Source organism: Vibrio rotiferianus (assembly GCF_002214395.1).
GTDB classification, from domain to species: Bacteria; Pseudomonadota; Gammaproteobacteria; order Enterobacterales; family Vibrionaceae; genus Vibrio; species Vibrio rotiferianus.
On sequence record NZ_CP018311.1, the window covers coordinates 273,339 to 294,651 of the forward strand.

Annotated in this window: 16 protein-coding genes; 11 read left to right on the forward strand and 5 right to left on the reverse strand. The window is 43.8% G+C overall.

What is annotated here, in order from left to right; genetic code table 11:
- Positions 1–2: 2 nt before the first annotated feature.
- The 3 genes from elbB to BSZ04_RS01420 all read left to right on the forward strand — a co-directional run bounded on the left by elbB (position 3) and on the right by BSZ04_RS01420 (position 3,355).
- On the forward strand, positions 3–653 hold the full coding sequence (gene elbB / locus BSZ04_RS01410; RefSeq protein WP_010451382.1) for an isoprenoid biosynthesis glyoxalase ElbB: 651 nt from the start codon (positions 3–5) through the stop codon (positions 651–653).
- Between the two features lie 333 nt (positions 654–986).
- Entirely contained in the window at positions 987–2,135 is a 1,149-nt protein-coding gene (gene yiaY / locus BSZ04_RS01415; RefSeq protein ID WP_010451381.1) for an L-threonine dehydrogenase, read from the forward strand.
- A 143-nt stretch (positions 2,136–2,278) separates the two neighbouring features.
- Complete coding sequence (locus BSZ04_RS01420) at positions 2,279–3,355, forward strand: PQQ-dependent sugar dehydrogenase (RefSeq protein WP_088879292.1); 1,077 nt, start codon at positions 2,279–2,281, stop codon at positions 3,353–3,355.
- Between the two features lie 28 nt (positions 3,356–3,383).
- Here the strand turns inward: BSZ04_RS01420 and BSZ04_RS01425 are convergent, their stop codons facing one another.
- A complete protein-coding gene (locus BSZ04_RS01425; protein WP_088879293.1) occupies positions 3,384–4,379 on the reverse strand; it encodes a S66 family peptidase in 996 nt (331 codons plus the stop codon).
- A gap of 125 nt (positions 4,380–4,504) precedes the next feature.
- Here BSZ04_RS01425 and BSZ04_RS01430 point away from each other — a divergent pair, with 125 nt between their 5' ends.
- Positions 4,505–5,119: an HAD family hydrolase gene (locus BSZ04_RS01430; protein WP_010451377.1), complete on the forward strand. Its 615-nt coding sequence runs from the start codon at positions 4,505–4,507 to the stop codon at positions 5,117–5,119.
- Between the two features lie 65 nt (positions 5,120–5,184).
- On the opposite strand, the gene BSZ04_RS01435 is transcribed toward BSZ04_RS01430, so the two are convergent.
- The 4 genes from BSZ04_RS01435 to BSZ04_RS01450 form a co-directional block, all read right to left on the reverse strand.
- Positions 5,185–5,592, reverse strand: a complete 408-nt coding sequence (locus tag BSZ04_RS01435) for a hypothetical protein (protein WP_409384600.1) — start codon at positions 5,590–5,592, stop codon at positions 5,185–5,187.
- A 102-nt stretch (positions 5,593–5,694) separates the two neighbouring features.
- Positions 5,695–6,552 (reverse strand): sterol desaturase family protein, encoded by an 858-nt coding sequence (locus tag BSZ04_RS01440; protein ID WP_038884414.1) that lies wholly within the window; start codon positions 6,550–6,552, stop codon positions 5,695–5,697.
- A 9-nt stretch (positions 6,553–6,561) separates the two neighbouring features.
- A complete protein-coding gene (locus BSZ04_RS01445; protein WP_088879294.1) occupies positions 6,562–7,590 on the reverse strand; it encodes a DUF2804 domain-containing protein in 1,029 nt (342 codons plus the stop codon).
- A gap of 230 nt (positions 7,591–7,820) precedes the next feature.
- Positions 7,821–8,288 carry an OsmC family protein gene (locus BSZ04_RS01450; RefSeq protein WP_088879295.1) on the reverse strand — a complete coding sequence of 156 codons (468 nt, stop codon included), beginning with the start codon at positions 8,286–8,288 and terminating at the stop codon, positions 7,821–7,823.
- 239 nt (positions 8,289–8,527) lie between these two features.
- On the opposite strand from BSZ04_RS01450, the gene BSZ04_RS01455 reads away from it, so the two are divergent.
- From BSZ04_RS01455 to BSZ04_RS01485, 7 genes are all read left to right on the forward strand, one after another.
- Positions 8,528–12,094: an ATP-binding protein gene (locus BSZ04_RS01455; RefSeq protein WP_088879296.1), complete on the forward strand. Its 3,567-nt coding sequence runs from the start codon at positions 8,528–8,530 to the stop codon at positions 12,092–12,094.
- A 4-nt stretch (positions 12,095–12,098) separates the two neighbouring features.
- On the forward strand, positions 12,099–13,241 hold the full coding sequence (locus BSZ04_RS01460) for an EAL domain-containing response regulator (protein ID WP_088879297.1): 1,143 nt from the start codon (positions 12,099–12,101) through the stop codon (positions 13,239–13,241).
- Between the two features lie 56 nt (positions 13,242–13,297).
- Complete coding sequence (locus BSZ04_RS01465) at positions 13,298–14,950, forward strand: response regulator (RefSeq protein ID WP_088879298.1); 1,653 nt, start codon at positions 13,298–13,300, stop codon at positions 14,948–14,950.
- A 415-nt stretch (positions 14,951–15,365) separates the two neighbouring features.
- On the forward strand, positions 15,366–18,086 hold the full coding sequence (locus BSZ04_RS01470) for an EAL domain-containing protein (RefSeq protein WP_088879299.1): 2,721 nt from the start codon (positions 15,366–15,368) through the stop codon (positions 18,084–18,086).
- A gap of 140 nt (positions 18,087–18,226) precedes the next feature.
- Positions 18,227–19,597, forward strand: coding sequence for an NfeD family protein (locus tag BSZ04_RS01475; RefSeq protein WP_088879300.1), 1,371 nt, complete (start codon positions 18,227–18,229; stop codon positions 19,595–19,597).
- 9 nt (positions 19,598–19,606) lie between these two features.
- A complete protein-coding gene (locus BSZ04_RS01480) occupies positions 19,607–20,389 on the forward strand; it encodes a slipin family protein (protein ID WP_045386727.1) in 783 nt (260 codons plus the stop codon).
- Between the two features lie 209 nt (positions 20,390–20,598).
- Positions 20,599–21,255 carry an NAD(P)H-dependent oxidoreductase gene (locus BSZ04_RS01485; RefSeq protein WP_088879301.1) on the forward strand — a complete coding sequence of 219 codons (657 nt, stop codon included), beginning with the start codon at positions 20,599–20,601 and terminating at the stop codon, positions 21,253–21,255.
- Positions 21,256–21,313 lie beyond the last annotated feature (58 nt).

Sequence of the window (21,313 nt, forward strand, 5' to 3'; positions counted from 1 at the left end):
TCATGAAGAAAATCGCAGTTATTTTAAGTGGTTCCGGCGTTTATGACGGAGCAGAAATCCACGAAGCGGTACTAGCACTCTATGCTATCGAAAAAGCAGGCGCCACATGGCACTGCTTTGCACCTAACATCGACCAACTTCACGTCATTAATCACCTGACAGGCGAGGAAATGGAAGGCTCGCGTAATGTTCTAGTCGAATCAGCGCGTATTGCACGCGGCAACATTGATGATGTCGCCAAACTGAATGTCGACGAATACGATGCCCTACTTCTCCCTGGTGGATTTGGCGCAGCAAAAAACTTAACTGACTTCGCCGTTTCCGGTGCGGAGTGTTCTATCAATACTCACGTAGCACAAGCATGCCGAGCGTTTGCTCAATCAGGTAAACCTGCTGGTTATTTATGTATTGCTCCAGCAATTATTCCACTGGTTTATGACCAAGGCGTACAAGGTACGATTGGTAACGATGAAGCAACGGCAGCGGCGTTTAATCGCATGGGTGGTGAACACATTGATTGCCAAGTTGATGAAGTCCACTTTGATGAAAAACACAAAGTACTTTCTACACCAGCTTATATGTTAGCGGAGAATATAACCCAAGCGGCGTCAGGTATTGAGAAGTTAGTAGATAAGTTAGTTAAAATTGCCTAAAAGGAAAACGTTTGCTTAAAGGCAGCATACCAGTCCCCATTGATAGATATAACATCAATGGGGATTTTTTATACTTTAGTCGAATTGGGAGATTAACCGTACAAAACTTGCTATTTTTGCCAATCGTTTGCGTGATAAATGAAATATTTCAGCTACGTTAAGTAGGTGTTGCACCACCTCACTGTGCAACAAGACTGCCATCACACTTTCTGCGTTCAAGATACCTCTAAGGGGTTATTCTTGTTCTAGATCAATCTCAAACATGAACTTGGTATGCAAAAGTAAATGACAGATTAAGAAAGATTATTAAAAATAACGACGGAGCAATCCAATATGACAAGTGCATTTTTTATCCCTACCGTAAACCTAATGGGCGCAGGTTGCCTTAAAGACGCAACAGACAGCATCCAATCTCAAGGCTTTAAAAAAGGTTTGATCGTTACGGATAAAATCCTTAACCAAATCGGCGTAGTAAAGCAGGTACAAGATCTTCTTACTGAGCGTGACGTTGAAACTGTTGTGTTTGACGGCACTCAGCCAAACCCTACAATTGGCAACGTAAACGCAGGCTTAACTCTTCTTTCTGATAACGAGTGTGACTTCGTTATCTCTCTAGGTGGTGGCTCACCACACGACTGTGCAAAAGGTATCGCACTAGTTGCTTCTAACGGCGGCAAAATCGCTGATTACGAAGGCGTAGATCAGTCAGCAAAACCAATGATGCCACTGATTGCAATCAATACGACTGCTGGTACAGCATCTGAAATGACTCGTTTCTGCATCATCACTGACGAAGAACGTCACATCAAGATGGCAATCGTTGATAAGCACACTACTCCGCTTATTTCTGTAAACGATCCTGAGCTAATGCTTGCTAAACCAGCTTCGCTAACAGCAGCTACAGGTATGGATGCACTGACGCACGCCGTTGAAGCTTACGTATCTATCGCAGCGACACCAATCACTGACGCAGTAGCAATCAAAGCGATCGAATTGATTCAAGCGCACCTACGCACAGCAGTGAAAAATGGTGAAGATCTAGAAGCTCGTGAGCAAATGGCATACGCACAGTTCATGGCTGGTATGGCGTTCAACAACGCGTCTCTAGGTTACGTACACGCAATGGCACACCAACTAGGTGGTTTCTACGACCTTCCACACGGTGTTTGTAACGCGATTCTTCTACCTCACGTACAGCGTTACAACGCGCAAGTATGTCCAGAGCGCCTACGCGATGTAGCGAAAGCAATGGGCGTAGATGTAGAAGGTATGTCAGCAGAACAAGGTGCGGCAGCAGCTATCGACGCTATCGTTGTACTAGCGAAAGATGTTGGCATCCCTTCAGGTATTAAAGAACTTGGTGCGAAGCTAGAAGACATCCCAACACTAGCAGACAACGCACTTAAAGACGCTTGTGGTTTCACTAACCCTAAACAAGCAACTCACGAAGAAATCTCGAAGATCTTCGAAGAAGCGATGTAATCTCGCTGAATAATTAATTCTCTATTGCCTTAATTCAATCCCCGATCTCGTATCGGGGATTTTTTTATGTTCGCATACCCTGCCAAACATGGTCTTTTAGTGTTAGCTTTTAAGCATTAATACGATTCATATTGGAAGGAACCATGAGAACGATTACCGCCGCCCTACTCGCTTGTCTATCCTTTTCTGCCAGCGCTGCTGAATACCGCGCTAACGAGGTAGCGAATGGATTGCAAATTCCCTGGGGAATTGAGTTCTTAGATAACCAACGCGTTATCATTAATGAAAAAAACGGTACGGTTTCATTGCTCGATATCACTTCAGGCAAGCCTCACAAGCTGTTTAACGTCCCAGACATAAATAGCAGTGGGCAAGCAGGCTTATTGGATGTCGCACTCGCACCGAATACCAATGAGCAGAACCCGCACCTCTTCTTTACCTACAGTAAGCGCACTAGAAAAGGCAATACGGTGGCATTAGCGACTGCGCAATTGCAAAATAATCAGCTTGTTGGCTGGAAAGACGTATTTGTCGCTGACGCGATCACTGACACGGGACGTCACTACGGAAGTCGTGTTGCGTTTGTTGACGACAAAGTTTACTTCTCGATTGGTGACCGCGGCGAACGTGATAATGGGCAAGATACTCAAACCCATGCTGGCAGTATTCTTCGTCTCAACCTTGATGGTTCGGTTCCGCAAGACAACCCATTCAAACCTTCTGAGGCTCGTCCCGAGATTTGGAGTTACGGGCACCGCAACCCGCAAGGCATGTTTTATGACGAAGCAACAAAACAGCTTTGGTCGATTGAACATGGACCGCGCGGCGGTGATGAAATTAACCTGATAAAGAAAGGCGCGAACTACGGCTGGGCAAAAGTCTCTCATGGTAAGGAATATTGGGGACCGTTGGACGTTGGTGAAGCAAAATCGCTTCCCGGAATGGAAGATCCAAAGCTGGTTTACATCCCTTCTATCGCACCAAGTAACATGATTTTATACCGTGGCGATAAATATCCAGAGTTGGACGGAAAAATCCTCGCCGGAGCCTTGAAACTGGCGCACATCAACGTGGTTTCGATTGAGAATGGCAAGCTCACCGAATCAAAAAGATTGATGGAGAATCTCGGTGAGCGAGTAAGAGATATAACCATCAGCCCCGATGGTTATATCTACTTTTCTACCGATAGCGGCAAAATATTTCGTCTAGAGGAGAAATAGTTTTCTCTGACGAGCTAGTCAGACAAAGCTAGCTCTTTAAACTGACTGCCACCGTTTCATTGTCAAAATCGAGCGTCATGGTCGAGCCCAATGGAACGGTGAGCATTGGGTGAGTATGGCAGCTATCAAAGTCATACAAAATCGGCAATGGTTGACCGTTAAGAACTTCCAGTAACACATCTATTGGTGTACGTCCTGTGCCTTTGTCATTGAACTTCTCATGTTTGCCCAGCACAACCGCACTGACTTTATCAAACACCCCAGAGAGCTTAAGCAGCGCAAATGAACGCTCTACGGTTTCAATCCCCTGCAAACAATCTTCCACCAGCAAAATATCGCCATGTTCAATACTCGGCATAAACTCACTTGCCCAGATTCCTGTCATGGTGTTGAGGTTACCGCCAATCAAACGTCCGGTGATCTTGCCTTCGCCTTTGAAGTGCCACTGGTTTTGCAAAGTGTGCTTTGCGCGGTCTTGGTCACCCCACTCTATCCATTCATCTGTCCAACCTTGAGGCATTGTGTACTGATGTGCCAAGCCATCTAACGTATTTACGTTCGATTCGAACGAAGCAAAGGTCTCGTCGACCAAAGGCGGGAATTCACCCAGCGACGCCACTAAAGCAGGACCATAGAAAGTGACGATGCCAGTTTGTGCGTAAATGCCCATCAGTAGGGCTGTCACGTCTGAATAGCCAACAATGATCTTGGGATCTTTCTTCAATGCATCGTAATCAATGTAAGGTAGCAATGAGTTACTGTTGTAACCGCCAATGGTCGACATAATACAGCGTACTTCGGGATCACGAATCAGCGCATTCAACTCTTCCACTCGCTCTTGAATCGAACCCGAGCGATATTGGTCAGTTTTGCCCGTTAAGCTTCCTGCTTTTAGCTGATATCCACATGACTCCACATACGCTTTAGCACGCTCAAAACGCTCGGGGGCAAATACTGTGGCAGGAGATGAAGGAGAGAAAAAGCCGATGGTATCGCCCTTTTGTAACGGTTTTGGAACTATCATGACTCATCCTTGTTTTGTGATGCACTATTGATTTATTTTCATACAATCTAAACAGAAGATCCTACACTTAACAATAACCAATTGTTTTTTAAAACGATCGTTCGGTTTTGTTGTACGAGGTCACTATGGTTCCTTTCCCATTACAAATTGAAAATATCAAGGCTGTTATTTTTGACTTAGACAATACACTTGTCAGTTCTGATATGAATTTCAGCCAGTTAAGACATCAGCTCGGCTGTCCATCAGATGAGGACTTATTGGATTTTGTAGAAGCACTTGATCACCCACATCATAAAGAACACGCCCACAATGTTATCTTTGACTATGAGATTTCTGATGCGGAACACTCGTCACCGATGCCAGGATGCCATGAACTGTTAGACCACTTACACGGCCAACAAATCAAGACAGCGATTGTAACCCGCAACTGTTTAATTGCGACGCAGAAGAAACTCGAACACAATCAAATCAACGTTGAAATCGTGATCACGAGAGAGTGTTACCCACCCAAACCCGATCCGCTTTCACTGCAAGTATTGGCTAAAGATTGGCGCTTGTTGCCCAACGAGGTGCTCTATGTCGGGGATCACTTGTATGATTTGCAAGCAGCATTTAACGCTGAAATGCCCTCCTGCTTGATTCACCATGGGAATCCAGAAGACTTTATTCCATCTGCATCCGTCGCTCTTGAGCAACTAGGCGATTTACTTAGTTTATTTCATTTGGCTCATGACAAATAAAATAGCCCCTGTCGGGCAGGGGCTATTTTATTTAGCTAATTTTATTGTGTCGTCAATCGAAGCGATTAGTCTAATTGGATCTTAGAGAAGTTCTCATTCTTCAATCCGCCACCAGTGCGTTTTTTCATGGTGACCTCAACTGTTCGCTTCCCTTCATTGACGCGATAGCGTATCGCTTGGGCAAGATATTTATCGTTTCGCTTCAAATCTCTAGCATCAATCTTTAAAGTACGATTTTGACGATCTACCGTACAACGGTAATCCCAATCATTTTTGCCATTTTTCAACGCCAGCAAAATGCGTTGACCCGACGTCCCCGCTGATTTAATACCGCGGGGTTGCTTATCAATAGCCAGAGCCAACCCTGCTTTACACAGCTGATCTGCACTAAAAGCCGCAGCTGCATTTGCGTACCCAGAGCCAAGCATAGCCAATGTCATCGCCGCGATTGAGAAAGATCGATTTAATGCCATCGTCCGCACCTTAAAATTCACAAAACACCATACCATTAAATCAACATTGCAGAATCCTGTCAATAACAAATAGTATGTCGTTCAGTTAACCAGTCAGAACCACTACTCTATAGTGTCGGATGGTGGCGCAAACAAGCACCGCCACCGCTGACGCCAAGACAAGTTAGGACGAGTCACTTCTTTGATCATGTCTTTCCATTCAGCGAACGTTACTGTGATTGGGTTGAAGCTGTTGACGGGTTTAGAGATGCCATAACGAACCGTTTCCACTTCTGGTTCGAAGGTGCCAAATATACGATCCCAGATGATCAGTACCCCGGCATAATTTTTATCGATATATTGACGATTTACCCCATGATGCACACGGTGATGGGATGGCGTATTGAAGACCCATTCCAAAGGCCCGAGAGAACGAATCGATTGGGTATGAACAAAGAACTGCAGCCCAAGGTTGAGTAACACCACAAACACAACCCATTTAGGATCAAAGCCAATAATGACCAAAGGTAGCCAAAATAACCACATTCCAGCCAATGGGTACATCAAGCTTTGACGGAATGCAGTACTGAAGTTCATGCGCTCTGAACTGTGGTGTACCACATGGGCAGCCCACATCCAACGAATGCGATGACTTGCACGGTGGAACCAGTAATAGAAGAAGTCCTGTAAAACCATCAGCAGCAAGAAAGTAGAGACGGTCATCTCAATGTCAAACAGACGCCAGCCAAACCACCATAAATACAGCTTAGCGATCAGCAGCCCTGTTAAAATATCTGTTGCTTGATGAAGCCCCGCTAGAACGAAATTACACACCACCTCGGGTAAATAATATCGCGCATTCTCTGGTAATCTCCCGCCGCGCTGTCCAAACCAATATTCCGCCGCAATACAGAGAAAGAATATTGGCGCGAGCAGCATCAGCAATAAATCAGGATGTTCTGTAATCTGTGACCATTCCATAGTCCGTTCCTACCATTTCGCGTAGTGATCTTCGGTGAGTCCCATCACCTCGTCGAGTTCGTGCTTAATGCCATTGCCATCAATCAAATAGCCAGAGAAGTAACCGACAAATTGACGGAAATTGCTTTTCAAAAACCAGAAGTTCTTTTTCTCCGAACGTTGATTTTTAGGCGTAAACACCAAGTTAATGCGCTTGTCTTGCGAAGTGATCCGCCATGATGCTTCTTGATGCATGCGGGAAAAATCAAACTGTACGGGTGGCATCAGATGACGTTCACCATCAATCCAAATGACGTTTTCACAATACCCCGTTTCGTTCACCCCAGCCGCTAGGTTAAGTCCAATGCGTTTATCTTCATCTTGATGATTGATACTCGCCCATCGCCAACTGGTTTCTCTTCGCATATACCCAGCCGAGAAATCATACCCTGCAACCGCATTCACCAAGTCTTGTTGCTGCCCTTTCACACTCATTTCACCTTGTACGGTGAGTGCATTATGTTTTTGGGTATAGGTCCATCCTGAATATGCTGTTGGTGTGCAAAGCATCAAGGGTAAGCTTTCTTGCTCAGTTTGAGATTTTGAATCAGCTAAGAGCATCAAATCCGCTTGAACAAGATTCGTGGCAAGCTTTATATGCCACTGCCCATTTTCAATATTGAACTGGATTGCATCATTAGCGAGATATGCTTGGCTATTCCAGCTAGAAGGTTGCGTTTGATACCCCATATTAAGCGGCTTTAACCACTGCTGTTCAACTAGCTCATGGTTTTCTGTATCAAACACATAGCAAAAACCAGACGCCAAATAGCGAATATCCGCAATTGCGACACCAATGATGTATTTCGACGTGACAATCGAAACAAACTGGAATTGCTTGTAGTCGAACCGCTTACGCCAACTCGACGCGGGCAGATCCATTTCAGTGAGATACACGAAAGTATCTAACTGAAGCGATTCCGGTATTGATGCTAAGTGACCAAATTGAGGTATTCCATTAGCTTGAATAAAGGGATTCAAAGGCGTTTGCACATCCATGCTCGTTATTAATCAATGACACACCATTCGATATTAACATTAATTTAACAACAAACTATTTGCGCCACTGCACAACATTGGTTCAGGCTCCGACTTTTAATGACTCAAAATGTGAAACAAGTCACTCACATTCAAGCCATTAGACGGTTAATTAGAGCTTTAACTTGGGGTTAGATAACAAGCTGATTACGATTGAATACCAGCCCTATCACCTATAACGCCACTCTCCCTTAATCCACTAACTCTGTAACGACATCCGTCTTCACTGAGTTGGCAATAAAGCAGTTTTCGTGTGCCATGTTGTGCATTTTCGCTAACTGTTCACGTGTCGGTTGCTTATCTCCAGAAAAGACAATGTTTGGTCTAAGCACTACTTTCGAAACCCACTCTTTGCCATTTTCTCCTACTGAAAGTTCTCCGAACGCCTCATCAATATAGCTGTCGATCACGTAGCGGCGTTTCGCTGCAATGGAGAGAAACACCAACATATGACAGCTTGAAAGCGCGGCAACAAACGCTTCTTCTGGATCAACGTTCTCTTCGACTGAAAGTGGCAATGGTACAACATGAGGCGATGGTGAAGCGGGTACGGTCACGCCACCATCAAACTGCCATACATGCGCACGACTATATAAATTATCACTGAAAATTTCCTGAGGCTGACGCTGCCAAAAAACGGTAGCGGTGTGTCGAGACATATCACTTCCTTGTCAAACTGGTTAAGAACTTCACCATACTGATAAATTGCTTGAATGTTAAAGGCCATTTACTCATTCCGTGTCTCAAACCATCAACTACCTTACTACTGGCTAAGAATTAGCCACCTAGAAGACTTACTTATCGATACGACAAACAAGACAAATTGGCGGAAGTGGTGAAAACATATACTATCCGCCCCCATTTTTCATTTTGATAAGTTATTGAGTTTAAAGAATTAGTGAAAATTCAAAGCCTTTTATTGATTGCATTATCATCTATTACATTTACTATTTCTGCCGCTGATCTTTTAAGCAAAGAACAGCAGACTTATCTAAAAAACAACCCATCACTAAAAGTCGGTGTGCTAGAAGGAAACTGGTTACCTTACTGGGGCGATATTCGCTCAAAAGAAGGTATCAATATTGAGTACGCTGAAACAATGACGGAAGAGTTGGGCATAACACCGGAGTATGTCCCATTTTCCAATATACAAGCGCTTTTTGCCGCGTTAAAAGCGAACGAGATCGATTTGACGGTTGGCTTTGTTGCGACACAAGCTCGAAGCGCCGACTTTCTTTTCTCACAGCCTATCTTCAATACTCTACGCTTAATTTGGCTTAGAGACAGCTCTCTAAAGTCCAAACCTTTAGACGAACTAGTGTGGGCATGTGTGAGAAATTCGAGCGCATGCGACCTCGCAAGAACGCAGGATTACAATAAGCTTCATATCGTCAATAACAACGAAATGCTGTTCCAGTCTTTAAACACTGGGATTGCTGATGCCGCAATTGTGGGCCTCTCAACCCTCAATAGCTATGGTTTTCAGAACGTTAACGGTGAACTCGTTGGTGAAGTGATATATGACAAGTCGCTATCAAAAGGCGAAGTCTCTATTGCGACTAATAATAGTAACCCTGAGTTGATGTCAATCATCAACAAGTATATTGAACACACAAAAAACACTCAGAATACTCATGTCGAAATAGAAGCAAATATCAATATATTGCATAACGACATGATGCTAAAAGTACTTGAAAAACAAGAAGGCCGAACAGCAATTCGATACACGATAGAAGATGATTTGTATCCTCTCTCTTATATTGATCCGCAAACAGGAAGACTGCGTGGATACGTTCACGACCTATTGAAACTGCTAGCCCAACGTAGCTTATTGTCATTCGAATATATCGATCCTCAAGGTCATGATGTCGAACAGATGTTAAAGGACGGTGTCGTTGACCTCTTGCCTGCTCGCAATACGAATAATATCGATCGCCGCGATTTTATCGCGACACAACCGTATTCTGAGCTCAAGTTTAGCTACATAAGAGCAACACAAATCAAAGGAAAGCAAACCACTGCCATCTTGGATCGCAGTGGTAACTTTTACACCCACTTTCATCAAAATGAAAAGTTCAAACAATATCCGGTGTACCGAGATTTCGAGACGCTGATGAATGCCTTTGCTTCGGGCAAAGCTTCTCATGCCTTCGTCAATAAGAGCATTGTTGATAACCACTACTACAAAGGGTTCGAGAAGCTATATGTACCTGTAACTGCGCCAACAGCATACGACCTAACATCTCCAATCGGCATGGAGTTACGTAGTGAATCTGCGTTCTTACACAAGATACTAAACACTGTGCTCACCGTTACGTCCAAAGATGAGATCGAGCAATTAATTGAACGTCATAACAAGGTGATGATCACTTATGGTATCGATAAGAAGTTAGTCGTCATTTGGGCGCTGGTAGGAACTTGTGTGTTCCTAATTGCTCTGATGATTTACTTCATGCACACGGATAGATTGTCTAGATCACTGCGAAGAAGAGAGCTTGAATCAAAAATCAAACGCACTGAAAACCAGTGGCTTTCATCAATCTTAGATAATGTGCCCAACTTGATCGTCATAACGGACAAAAGCAGTCAACAAGTGTTAGCCAATCAGCGATATTTGTCAGTAATGGAGCGCTGCACTAAATATGGCAATGCGTCAGTTGATGAGAAGCAGCTCTTTCTGAAAACGGTAAAATTTGACAAGGCATCCTCATTAGAACATGAGTCTAAACACTTAAAACTTGATGATCACATGTACCGTGTCCACCAGCAGATAATAAAACACCCGTCTGATGGTAACGAATACCAGATGACGGTCTTTGACGATATTTCAGTGCTCAAGAGAAAAGAAGCCGAACTAGAGCAAGCAATTGCGTCACGGAACCACTTCTTAGCTGTAGTGAGCCATGAGCTGAGAACTCCTATTGCCGCCATGTTGGGCTTAATGGAGCTGTTGGAAGAGGATCTTACGAAGCCAGAGAGCAAAGAACTGTTAAGAAATGCGATGCTTTCAGCCGATCGTTTGAAGCTGCACGTAAACGATATATTGGATTTCTCAAAGATTGAAGCAAACCAACTTCAGTTAGACATCTGCAACGGAAATCTTTATAGCGAATTGGGGCCAATTCTTCGTAGCTTTGAAAAGAACGCTGAGCAAAAAGGGCTTAGATTTATTGTCGATTGGCCACCAAACGCATTTGCGGACGTTGACCTTGACTGGCTGCGCATCAATCAAATTTTAAATAATTTGTTGAGTAATGCCCTCAAATTTACCCATGAAGGCAGCGTTGAAGTTTCTATCGCTTCATCAGAGTCTCAGTTGGTCATGGGTATATCCGATACCGGATGTGGAATGACGCCAGAGCAAGTATCATCCCTCTACTTACCGTTTATCCAAGGGGATGAAACCATTACACGACGCTTTGGCGGCACTGGGCTTGGCATGTCTATTGTAAAAAGTTTGGTGGACTTAATGGCAGGCAGTATTAGTGTGAGTAGCCAACCCAATATTGGTACTTCTGTCATCATTAGCATTCCAATGGTTGGTAGACAGATTCAACTTTTAAATACTGGACCAGTTGCTTGCAACAATAGCCAAACCGAAGCTTGGTTGAATTGCTGGGAAGTACCTGTTGATGAGTTCGGTTTGTATGCATCGGCATTAGAGCCAGAATCTGGGAGTTCAAACTTCTACCCAGACACGCTTTATCATGCCCTGCTAAACCGAACATCCAAACAAGGTCAAGATAAGCCGCAGCAATCACTATCTGTGTCAGGTCATGTGATGGTAGTTGATGATGATCCGATCAACCGCTTGCTGTTCAAAAAGCAACTCGACAGCATTGGTGTGTCAGCAACGGTTATGTCGAGTGGAGAATCTGCTTTCAAAACACTGATCGAATCTATTGAGAAAGAAGAGCTCGCGTACGATTTAATCATCACTGATTGCCATATGCCACACATGGATGGGTATCAATTAACCCAAAAAATAAAGAATCATCCGATGTTGAATGCACTGCCTATTGTCGGTTGTACCGCAGACAACGCTAAGTATGTGTTGGAAAAAGCATCAGCAGCTGGAATGAACGAAGTCATTTTCAAGCCATACTCTATCGAAACACTCAGAGGCATTTTTGAAAGGTACTTACCGCCGAGCTCAGTAAACCAAAACAGATGTTGGCTTGATAGTTACCACGTGGATGAGCAGGTTGAAATTGCAGAGGTGGTACTCATGGCTTTTGCCTCAGACAAAGCGCTACTAAACAGTGCTGAAGAACCTCTTAAATCTGTCGCCCATAGAATTAAGGGCTCAGCAGCGGCACTCTCTATTGGTGAACTAGAGCAAGCTGCAAAAACATGTGAACAATGGATAGGCTCAGACAAAGAGCAAGTTAGTAAGGACGCACTGATAAAAATACTTGAAGAGATTTTGTCAAGCACGAAAGCGTGGCTAGATAACAGAGCGTAGTTAAATGAATATATTGATTGTTGAAGACGACATTCTACAAGCGACAAACCTGAAGATTTTACTGAGCCGTTACACTAGCGCCAACATTCAGCTGCTGCATTCCGGCAAAGAGGTCGCTCCATTGTGTGCCAAGCAACAAATCGACCTGATGTTTTGTGATTTAAACTTACCGGGTTTAAATGGCATTGACTTACTATCGTCACTATCTGAAGCTCAGCGCCCTACCGGCGTGGTGATTCTTAGCGCGGCAAACAAAGATGTCGTCGATATTACTTATAGTATGTGCGTGTCCGCTGGCTATTGCTTTGTTCGCTCCCTAGTTAAGCCCATCGCTTTAGGTACCTTAGAAGACATATTGTCCGACTTTAAGGCTATCGCTTCCCCATCAGATTCGGGTAAGCAAATGGTCTCGCTCTCCGTTGAGGATATTAATCAAGGCTTTGACCAATGCTGGTTTCGTAATTACTACCAGCCCCAATACCAAGTATCTAACAACAAGATCATTGGTGTTGAAGCGCTGATTCGTTGTGAACATCCTACACATGGTGTGTTGGGACCAAATGCATTTCTTAGCGCAATGACCAAACACAACATGTTGGACAAATTGTTTTGGGTCTCATTAGAAACCGCACTAAACGATCTATCTCGTTTCGATAACCAATTGCTGCTTTCAATAAACATGAATCAAAAGACGCTGCAAACACCAATGAGCGAACAACTCCTGGAGTTCTGTGAGCGTTCTCTATTTGCGGTGGAACGGCTAACTCTCGAATTAACCGAAGATGAGGTATATAACGCATGCGTTATTTCATTGGCCAATTTAGCCAATTTACGACTGAGAGGAGTTGGGTTAGCGATTGACGATTTCGGGACGGGCTATTCATCTTTGAGCCAATTGGCGACGTTACCATTCACTGAACTAAAAATTGATCAGAAGTTTATTGGTAATGCGGTTCAAAATTACAAAAGCCGCCAGCTAATTGCGGCCTGTGTGCAACTTGCTACGTCACTCGGATTACGCTCCGTTGCAGAGGGCGTTGAAGACCATGCGACTTTGACTTACTTAAACGAAATTGGGGTAGACCTTTTTCAAGGTTACATTGCATCAAAGCCCCTACCTATTTCTCAACTGATTGAATTGCTCTAACGCGCAAGCTTGGAGCGTTTCTATCCACTGCTGTTGTTTTGTTGATATTAAATTTCATGAGTAACAAATCATTTTCTGAACTCAATGTTTTAATCGTAGATGATGCCCCTGTCGTTGTGCTGACTTTACGAAACATGCTGACTAAACTCGGATTTTCAGACAAACGCATTCTTAGTGCTAGGCTTGCCAAAGGGGCGATAACCATCGCTCAACGTGAAACACTAGACGTTGTTATCTGCGACTACAACTTTGGTAAAGGCATGAATGGCAAACAACTGTTCGAAGAGTTGAAGCACCTTAAGCTGATTCGACCAGAAACCTTGTTCATTCTTGTCACAGGGGAAAACTCAGCATCCATCGTACGCGCTATCATTGAGTTAAAACCGGATGAATATCTACTAAAACCATTTAACTCCGTGACTTTAAAAGAGCGGATATCTTCCGCGATTCGCCGTAAGGAAGCCCTTAAAGATATCTATAAAGCGGAGCTAGAAAATAACTGGAATGCAGGCTTACTTGCCTGCGATGAATTGTCTCCTTTCCATCCCGAATATTACTTTATCGTGGAGAAGTTTCGCGCAGACTTCTTAACAAAGCTTAAATTGCATGAAGAAGCAAAAGTGGTTTATCAGAAAGTCATCGATCGAAAAGAGGTTAACTGGGCAAAAGTAGGCTTAGCTAACTCTCTAATGATGCTGGGGGAAACAGATGAAGCACAACACATTGTGCAAGAGCTACTTAAAAGCTCACCGAATAACGTTCAGATACGTGAATGCGCGGCAGCTTATGGGATTGTTAAGCGAGAGATTCCTGAGGCCATTAAACACTTAGCACTCGCAAACAAATTAGTGGAAGGTAACTCGGAACGAGAACTGGTTATCGTGAACTTGTGTCTTTCAGAAGGATTATACAAGTTGGCGCTTGATCATTATTACAACTATTTAGAAATCAACAAAGATACCTATCGTAATAATGCTTACAGTAAGATGAATCTCATCCGAATTTTACTGTATTGCCACAGAAAACTCAGCGGCCGTGATGATTTGTTACGCCAGGCAAAAGCACATTTTAAAGCTCTAGTAACCAGTGCTGAAGGGTTCCAATTTCAGGATGAGCTCGACCTCATTGCTGCGCATATTGCCGCTGAAGATGGCAACTATATGAAGGCCTTCAAAGTACTGAGCGATCTCTATCGTCGAAACCCATTTCGTCATTTCTATGCCCAATACCATCTCGCTTGGTTGTTACATGAAATGAACTTTGAGACTGAGTTTGCGACCGCAATTACTTGGTGCTTTGATAACCTGCAGACTGACTCGAGCGACACCATACTATCGAGCAAAATTACCCTAGGACAAACGCTAGAAGCTGAGAATCGTGCACGTCAGGCTTGGATGCAGGAGCAATACACAAAAATAAGGGCGCATGAGGAAGATTATCCAGCACTATTGGATGCATTAATCGAGCTTCAGCTTCGATGCCCAATGCTGCGTACCGTTTGCATAAACATTATCAAAATCCTAACTCGGGCATGGCCCTCAGACAAAACGGCTTTGGAAGTTCAACTTCTTATTCAACGCTGCGATACCATTATCCAACAGTTGGTAAGTGCCGAAGAGCTAGAAAAAACCAACTACCTTAAGTTTTACAATAGAGCACTAGAAATCAGCAATCAGGCTGAATTGAATGAAAAAATGAAGCAGTATTGATCATAGCGGAGCCAACGGAACTGGCTCCATAGAAGAAACTTACCTTCCTATCAAACGATCAATCCACGTAATATGGCCGTATTGAATCAGGTCAAACACGGTAAAGAAAATCGCACAAATTACGGCAAGCTTTAAAAGCCTTTGAACTACAAGCATCACATTTCCTACAAATTTTCGATGACGAATTAATCGCATTCGAATTATATCGTCTATAAACCAACGGTTTCAGTTAACCCCTTGTCGCTGTAGGGGTTTTAAAACATACCTTTAAATTGTACCTTAAATAGCAAACGATCAATTACTTACAAATGTATCAAAGTGAAATTTAAGGTAAGACCACTGCAGCTTGACATCACGTTATTGATATAGAAGATGTCGTACAATTTCAGCAAATAAATACAACAAGTAATCCTCTATGCCGAACTTTCGCTTGCTAACATTGAACCTAAGATACAAAACCGCGCTGTATTTTTCGCTCGGTTTGCTAGGCATGATCATTAGCTTTCTTTTCATCAGTCGCTATTTTTTTCTGTATAGCCTTGATGAGCTGGAAAGAACAGAAATTACCCATGCTAATCAACAGGCTCATGCAGTCATTGACATGATGGTTAATCAGCAAGAAGAGAGCTCCTATGACTGGGCGCATTGGGATGAAACCTATTACTTGCTCAAAGATGGTGACATTGACGCTTACCGGGACAGAAACCTCTACATAGAGTCTATCGACACACTTGCACTCGACTTGATGGTGTTTGTCACGCTTGAAGGCAAAATTCTCGACTCTTTGACTCGTGAACAAGATAAACAGCAATCGCATGAATTTGTAAAGCAAGTCGTCTCTTTACCTGAAGTCAAAGACCATATATCAAACGCGAACAATACCCTTGATATCCACCGTGATAGCATGGCTGGGCTATTTAAAATCAACCAACATGTATGGTCGATTAGCTTAACACCCGTAAGGAACAGTGAAGGAGATCAAAACTCTCCAGGCTGGCTTGTCTGGGGGCGAGATTTAAATCTTCGCTTTCCTGGTGACTTTAGCTCGATTCTTACCGCAAACAACCAATTGATTGAACTTAACGCAACAGCAGAGAATGAAAGCTTAGCTGGTAAAGTTAATAAAAACGGCAACAACATCACACTCTGGTCAGTGCTGACTAATGTATCAAATCAACCTATCGCACTGCTTAAAACAGACTCCCAGCGTGCGCATTACGAAAAAGGAAATACGCTATTCCTTTATTTATTCGCTACTGTTGGCGTTGTTGCAACTGCGATAGCCTCGAGTACCTATTGGGTGTTTAAGAATCGCGTCGCAATACGCTTTAACCATTTTTCTCAAGGTATAAGACAACTCGCGTCGCAATATCACCTTGAAGATCTCCGTTCTGTCACATCTGACGAACTCGAAGTCGCAACCAAGCTCGTTGAAAAACTCTCTGAAAACACCTCAATCACAAAGACTCAGCTTAAAGATTCCATGCAAAAGTTGGGCGCGCTTTATCGCAGCTCATCGCTGGGAATGCTGATCGTGATTGAACGTAATATTGTCGACATCAATCAACAAGCTTTGGACATGTTGAAGTACCAAAGAGATGACATCATTGACCGTCCTTTAGACTCGTTATGCGCCTCAGATACAGAAGAGTGCCATGTGGATATGATGCTCAAGATGGTAAACGACGGTACAACCATGTTTGAAGCTCAAATGTTGGACAGTAAACAGCAAGTGATTGATTGCTCCTTAGAAGCAACACTTGTACAACACAACGGCTGTAACGCTCTGATGTTACTGATTCATGATTTGAGAGAGAAGAAGCAGCAGGCACAACTAATCCAGGAATTGACAGATTACGACCCGATATCAGGCTTTTGTAACAGAGTCATTATCTTGGGCGCACTTAACGACTTAATTCGTCAATCTCCGAATCGCTTCTCTTTTGTTTATATTAGCTGCGAGAATATACAGCAAATTTCACAACTATACGGACACCGCGTCTTCGACGAAGCGATTAAATACATCTCCGCATCGATGAAAACAGTCCTCGGCGAATACCAAATTGGACGAATTAGTGAAAGTGAATTTATCGTCTTGGTGCCTGACTGCAGCTATAGCAACAATCAACAAATCGTGGATGCAACGAATAAACTGCTTGATCGTTTGTCTCACAAAGTCGAGCTTTCTGGGTTATTACTTAACCTAGAAAGCAAAGCCGTGATTATCGACCCCGCGATCACTCACGAACCATCAGAACATCTTTTGCAAATCGCACGCTACTCTGCCTCGTCATTACCTGGAAATCAGATGAGCGAAGTTGTGGTTGTTGCTGAGGAACTTTCTACCCAAGCTCAAACCGCAATGATCATTAACAGGGATCTTGAGCTCGCGATCAAAAATCGTGAGATTATTCCTTACTACCAACCGATTCTTAGCACCCAGTCAGGGGAAGTTATTGGTTTTGAGGCCCTAGCTCGCTGGATTCATCCTGTTCTTGGTGTGATCTCTCCTGCGGTGTTTATTCCAATAGCGGAGCAAGGAAAACTGATTGTTGAGTTAGGCGAATCAATTTTAGAGCAAGCATGTGAATTCCTGAATCAGCTAAATAAAACGAGAAAACAGCAAGGGCTTAATGCTCTCAATATGCATGTAAATCTGAGCACGCAGCATTTTTACCATGCCAATTTAACCTCACATCTAAAGCAAGCCTTAGATAATAACTGCATTGAAGCAGGCCAGCTTGTCATCGAAATTACGGAAAGTATGTTGATGGGGGTGGAAGCTGAAACCATTCATCGTATTAACGAAGTGAAACAGCTCGGCATACAGCTTGCCTTAGACGACTTTGGTACGGGCTATGCCTCATTTAGCAGTTTATGCAGTTTCCCTCTAGATATCGTGAAACTGGATAAATCATATATTGATCAAATTGAAACAAATGACAGAGCAAAAACCTTAGTCAGAAATATCGCAAGCATGGCTCAAGAATTGGGGCTAACCATCGTCGCAGAGGGCGTAGAGACAGCGAGCCAAGTGCGGAAGCTTAAGGTTTGGAGTATCGATGAGCTCCAAGGTTTTTACTTCTACAAACCGATGCCAAAGCAAGACATCTTGGATCAGTTTTCATCACTTTAACCCCATCTAAAATGCCGAAGCGCTACTAGCAAAAACTAGTGGCGCTTTTTTGTACATATTCATTTACAGCTTATTACTAACAATTTCCGAGGATTAGCCCTGCTATAGCTATACTTTAGTTATTGCACAAGGAGGGCTCTATGAGACATTTATATGCTTGGCTTGCCCTATTTTTTACACTCGTCACAAGTAACGTTAATGCCGCGAGTGAAATCTGGGTAGTTCCGGTCAAAGGCGCTATTGGCCCCGCAATCAGTGATTACCTAGTCCGTGAGATCGAGCTTTCAAATGCAGAAGGTGCTGATCTGGTCATCTTGAAAATGGACACCCCAGGGGGCCTAGATAGCTCGATGAGAGATATCATCAGAGCAATCACTACCTCCACCGTTCCCGTGGCGACTTGGGTTGGGCCTTCTGGTTCTCGCGCAGCTAGTGCTGGTACCTATATTCTTCTGGCAAGTCATATTGCCGCTATGGCTGAAGCGACCAATTTAGGAGCTGCTACGCCTGTCGCCCTTGGCGGTGCACCTCAACAACCTTCATCAGAAAAAGAAAACGATGAAAACAAGGAAGAGGCTGCTCCTGAGCAATCGCCCGATAAAGTCACCACAAAAACCACAATGGAAAAGAAAGTCGTCAATGACGCAAAAGCATATATAAAGGGGCTCGCTAAGCTTCACGGTAGGAACGCAGAATGGGCCGAAAAAGCGGTTAGTGAGGCAGCAAGCCTCGATGCACAAGAGGCTCTAGAGCTCGGGGTCATTGATTACATAGCAGCCTCTCCGCAAGAGTTGGTAAAGATAGCTTCGGGCAAAAGCATCAAGTTAAACAGCATGAGCGTGACGTTGTCACTAGAAAATCCCGTATTCATTGAACGCGTCCCTGACTGGCGCGCAGAAATGTTGGCCGTTATCACTAACCCAAATGTCGCTTACATATTGATGCTCATTGGTATTTATGGGCTATTACTTGAGTTCTACAATCCTGGTATCGGTTTACCCGGCGTATTGGGAGGCATTTGCTTACTACTAGCAATGTACGCCCTACAAATGATGCCAGTAAACTATGCGGGCTTGGGGCTTATTTTACTCGGTATCGCGCTGATGATCGCGGAAGCTTTCAGCCCAAGTTTTGGCGTACTCGGGCTGGGAGGCGTTGTTGCATTTGTGCTGGGTTCCGTTTTCTTGATGGACAGCAAGCTACCTGGTTTTCAAATCGCCCTTCCCCTCATATTCGGAATAGCGACTTTCTCCATCGCACTGATCATCATTACCGTAGGTTTATTACTGAGAATACGAAACAGGAGAGCCACAACAGGTTTAGAAGCCTACCCAGGAAAACTAGCCATTGTAAGTGATGACTTTATCGATGGCACAGGTCGAGTGCAGTTAGAAGGCGCGCTCTGGAAAGCCAAAGCAAGTGAACAACTCAAACAAGGTGACCAAGTCACCATAATAAACGTGGAAGGGCTGACCTTAACTGTGAAGCCTAATGACCGCCCTAAAGGATAGGAGGCGATTATGATGCTCTACACTGTTGCCGTTATACTGGTTTTACTGTTTGCACTGGCAACGCAAATGTTCAAAGTGCTGCGCGAATATGAGCGTGGCGTCGTCTTCTTCTTAGGACGCTTTCAAGAAGTGAAAGGTCCGGGGTTGATAATCCTTATTCCATTTATTCAGCAAATGGTTCGTGTTGACCTACGAACCATTGTATTGGATGTTCCGACCCAAGACTTAATTACCCGTGATAACGTCTCTGTGCGTGTCAATGCAGTGGTTTATTTTAGAGTCGTCGACCCACAAATGGCCATCAATAACATCGAAAGCTACAGCGATGCGACGAGTCAGTTAGCGCAAACAACACTCCGCTCAGTCCTTGGGCAGCATGAATTGGATGAACTTTTGGCAGAACGCGAACGTCTCAACAAAGATCTCCAATCTATTCTCGACCAACAAACAGATGACTGGGGAATTAAAATCGCAACGGTAGAGGTGAAACATGTTGATCTTAACGACAGCATGGTTCGAGCCTTAGCCCGTCAAGCCGAAGCAGAAAGGAATCGTCGTGCGAAAGTTATTCACGCAACGGGTGAGCTAGAAGCATCTAGCAAGCTAAAAGAAGCCGCTGATATGCTCAACGAAGCACCTAATGCTCTGCAATTACGCTATATGCAAACTCTAACGGAGATCACCACCGACAAAACCTCCACCATAATCTTCCCATTACCGATCAATCTAGTTGAAGCCGTGTCAGATATCGCTAAAGCAGTGAAGAAAAATGATTCCGAACCGAACTCATAATCACCTTAGGGGGCGAACCAGCTCCCTTCATTTCTTACGTTACTTGCCGCTCAAGATTTTATTTTCAATAAAAAATAGAAAGTGATTTAAACGAAACACGTATTATCAATTCGATAAAAATCGATATGATGGATTCACTTTCGAGGTACGCATGGTCGTCGATGATAAGCGCATCCTCATTTGTTGAATAATTTTAAGAGGATATCAACGTGTCTCATCAAATCATTACAGACCTAAACAACCGTTACACAGCTAAAAAATACGACGAAGAGAAACGTATCTCTCAAGAAGATATGGCAATCATCAAAGAAGCCATTCGCCTATCGGCTTCTTCTATCAACTCTCAACCTTGGAAATTTATCGTACTTGAGAGTGATGAATCGAAACAGCGTTTCCACGACACGTTTGCTAACATGCACCAGTTTAACCAACCGCATGCTAAAGCTGCGTCTCACACTATTCTGCTAGCGTACGATCCAAAATTCACTAAAGAGAAATTCGCTAAGCGCGTTGATGCTGAAGTAACCTCTGGTCACCTACCAGCAGAGATGTACGACACTTTCATGGGTGCTTACGCTTTCGCTGAAGCAAACACGGACGAGAATGGCTACAACGGCGGTTGGACAAAAGCGCAAGTTTACATCGCGCTTGGTAACCTTATGCACACACTAGCGCGCCTAGGTATCGACTCTACTCCAATGGAAGGTGTTGATTCAACATTGATCGGCGAAGAGTTCAAAGTAGAACTCGACGGTCACGTATGTGAAGTTGCGCTAGCAATCGGCTACCACAAAGACGGCGAAGACTACAACCACGGTCTGCCTAAAGCACGTCTTCACATCGATGACGTGATTACCACCCTATAAATCATGAGTCGAGATGGTATTCTTGAAGAGAGTCGTTAATACGACTCTCTTCTCGTTT

Bases quoted from the DNA above. Each gene is read 5' to 3' on its own strand.
- BSZ04_RS01425 (WP_088879293.1), bottom strand. From the start codon at position 4,379: ATGATAGTTCCAAAACCGTTACAAAAGGGCGATACCATCGGCTTTTTC.
- yiaY (WP_010451381.1), top strand. From the start codon at position 987: ATGACAAGTGCATTTTTTATCCCTACCGTAAACCTAATGGGCGCAGGT.
- BSZ04_RS01465 (WP_088879298.1), top strand. From the start codon at position 13,298: ATGAGTAACAAATCATTTTCTGAACTCAATGTTTTAATCGTAGATGAT.
- BSZ04_RS01480 (WP_045386727.1), top strand. From the start codon at position 19,607: ATGATGCTCTACACTGTTGCCGTTATACTGGTTTTACTGTTTGCACTG.
- elbB (WP_010451382.1), top strand. From the start codon at position 3: ATGAAGAAAATCGCAGTTATTTTAAGTGGTTCCGGCGTTTATGACGGA.
- BSZ04_RS01445 (WP_088879294.1), bottom strand. From the start codon at position 7,590: ATGGATGTGCAAACGCCTTTGAATCCCTTTATTCAAGCTAATGGAATA.
- BSZ04_RS01435 (WP_409384600.1), bottom strand. From the start codon at position 5,592: ATGGCATTAAATCGATCTTTCTCAATCGCGGCGATGACATTGGCTATG.
- BSZ04_RS01420 (WP_088879292.1), top strand. From the start codon at position 2,279: ATGAGAACGATTACCGCCGCCCTACTCGCTTGTCTATCCTTTTCTGCC.
- BSZ04_RS01440 (WP_038884414.1), bottom strand. From the start codon at position 6,552: ATGGAATGGTCACAGATTACAGAACATCCTGATTTATTGCTGATGCTG.
- BSZ04_RS01460 (WP_088879297.1), top strand. From the start codon at position 12,099: ATGAATATATTGATTGTTGAAGACGACATTCTACAAGCGACAAACCTG.
- BSZ04_RS01475 (WP_088879300.1), top strand. From the start codon at position 18,227: ATGAGACATTTATATGCTTGGCTTGCCCTATTTTTTACACTCGTCACA.
- BSZ04_RS01470 (WP_088879299.1), top strand. From the start codon at position 15,366: ATGCCGAACTTTCGCTTGCTAACATTGAACCTAAGATACAAAACCGCG.
- BSZ04_RS01450 (WP_088879295.1), bottom strand. From the start codon at position 8,288: ATGTCTCGACACACCGCTACCGTTTTTTGGCAGCGTCAGCCTCAGGAA.
- BSZ04_RS01430 (WP_010451377.1), top strand. From the start codon at position 4,505: ATGGTTCCTTTCCCATTACAAATTGAAAATATCAAGGCTGTTATTTTT.